Below are 2,438 nucleotides of genomic sequence, written 5' to 3' on the forward strand. Positions count from 1 at the left end.
CCCCCGCGTCGCGGAGGCGGCCCGGCCGCACCTTCAAGAGGACACGACATTGAAGAAGCGCACCCGGGGTATGACGGCGATCGCGGTGACGGTACTGCTGGGCGCGGCCGCCTCGGCCTGCTCGGAGGAAGCCCCGCAGGACATGGAGACGGCCCGCAGGGCGCAGACGGCGCTCGACAGTGCCAACGCGGCGCTGGACCAGGAGCGCGACGCGGAGTCCAAACTGATCCGCAAGTGCATGAACGACAAGGGCTTCAAGGTCTTCCCCTCGGGCGGCACCGCCACCAACAGCGGCAAGAAGCGCAGCGAGGACCTCTCCCCGTCGGCCGAGACCGCCCGCACCGTGGGCTACGGGGCGGACCCGCGCAGGTCGGACAACCAGAAGTCCCAGGAGGGCGCGGACGACTTCGACGCGCTGCCCGAGGACGTCAAGCGGGCCCACAGCATGGCCATGGACGGATACGTGGACAAGCCCGAGGGCGGCGTGGAGTTCGACTTCGGCGGCGGCAAGGTCATGGTGCCGTCGAAAGGCTGCCGCGGCGAGACCCTCAAGGCCGTGTACGGGGACGTGAAGGAATACCTCCGGCTCAACTGGACCGTGTACAACAGCGTCAAGCAGAACGGCGCGAACATCCTCGCCGATGACGACGGATATCAGAAGGCGCTCTCGGAATGGGCCTCCTGCATGAAGTCCGGCGGCTACCCGGAGATCGCGACTCCGGAGAAGGCCAGGGAATCGGCGCTCTCGCAGTACGCGAATATTCCCGACGGTGATACCGCGGCGCTCGACAACGCCCAGCGTGCGGAGATCAAGCAGGCCACCACCGATGCCGAGTGCGGCACGAAGGTCGGTCTCAACACGAAGGCACGGGAGGCCAAGAGCAAGGCCTCGGCCGCCTCGCTGGTGAAGCACGAAGCGGAAATCACGGCGTGGCTGGAACTCATCACGAAAGCCAAGGGCAAAGCCCAGGATCTACTGCGAGAGACGTCCTAATACAGTCATGAGCCTCGAAGACCCCGATGAGACCCAGGTGGCCCAGCCGTCCGGCGGGCGGGCGACGAACGCGCGGCAGAGGGCCAGGAGGGGCCTGGTCGTCGCCGTCGTCGTCGTCGTGCTCTTCGGCAGTTCCGGTTCCGTCTGGTGGATCGCCTCCCAGGCCAGGACCCCGGAGCAGCGTGCCTCGAACGCCGCCGCGCCCCCGCCCTCCCGGATCACGGGGAAGGTTTCCGACCAGCAGCTCGTCGAGAGGATGGAGCTGACCGGGAAGGTCGAGACGGCTTCCCGCACCACCATCAGCGGCGTCCAGCCGCAGGGCACCAGCCGCGCGGTCGTGACGGCCCTGCCCGCGGCCGCGGGCAAGAGCCTCAAGGCCGGGGCCGTAGTCGCGGAGGTGTCGGGCCGGCCGGTCCTGCTGCTCCCCGGGCGCTTTCCCGCCTACCGCGACCTGAAAGCGGGTGACAAGGGGCCGGACGTGCAACAACTGCAGCGCGCGCTGCAGCCGTTGTACGGGACGGCGGTGAACGGCACGTACGGCCCGGCCACCGTCGAGGCGGTGCGCAAGCTGTACGTGGCGGCCGGGTACGAGGCGCCCGCGGGGCAGGGGCAGAGCACCACCGGGGGAGGCGGATCCACCTCTGGCACGGCCCGCGCGGGCGGGGCGTCCGCGGGAGGCGGCGCGGCCCCCCGGGGCGGCGCGGAGACCGACGGCGGCACCGGCTCGGCCCCCGGCACGGGTGGCACCGGGGGCACCGGGGGCGCGAGCGCGCCGCCCGCCCGCGGCGCGGACACACCGCCCGCCCCCGGGCCGGCCAAGCCCGGTGAGCTGCTGCCGGCCGCGGAGGTCGCGTACGTCGGCGCCCTGCCGGCCACCGTGGTGCAGGTGACCGCAGCGGTCGGCGACGCCGCCGACAAGCCGCTCGTCGTCCTCGGCAGCGGCGGCCGCCAGGTACGGGCCGCCCTCAGCGCGGACCAGCGCACGCGGCTGCGCGATCTGCCGCCCGACGCGGTCATCCGCTTCGGCACGGGTCCGTACGAGGGCAGGGAAGGCACCCTGGGCTCCCTCGACAGCCCCTCGGACGGCAAGAGCGGGGAACAGCAGGGCAAGAGCGGGGGACAGGACGGCGCGGCCACGTCGGGCACGGCGGGAGCGGGCACGGCGGGCACGGGAGCGGGCAGTGGCAACGGCTCCGGCACCGCGGGCGGCCGGCACGAGGCCCTGTTCGTGCCCACCGGCGCGGAGGCCGAGGAGGGGGCAACCCAGCAGATCGCCGTCGAGCTCCGGCGCAGCCCCAAGGGCTCGCTGACCGTTCCCGTGTCGGCCGTCTGGACCGACCTCGGCGGCTCGTCCACGGTCACCGTCGCCGGAGGCGACGGCAAGGAGCGGAACCTCCCGGTCGAGGTGCTGTTCAGCCACGAGGGCCTCAGCGCGGTCCACGCG

Annotated in this window: 2 protein-coding genes; both read left to right on the forward strand. The window is 72.5% G+C overall.

The features are described 5' to 3' along the window. A partial coding sequence (locus ACWGIU_RS35560; RefSeq protein ID WP_453712224.1) for a hypothetical protein occupies window positions 1–994 on the forward strand: 994 nt, incomplete at its 5' end. A gap of 7 nt (window positions 995–1,001) precedes the next feature. After that, window positions 1,002–2,438 (forward strand): peptidoglycan-binding domain-containing protein (locus ACWGIU_RS35565; protein WP_453712225.1); only part of this gene is annotated, 1,437 nt, incomplete at its 3' end.

The sequence above is a fragment of the Streptomyces sp. NPDC054840 genome (genome assembly GCF_053611065.1).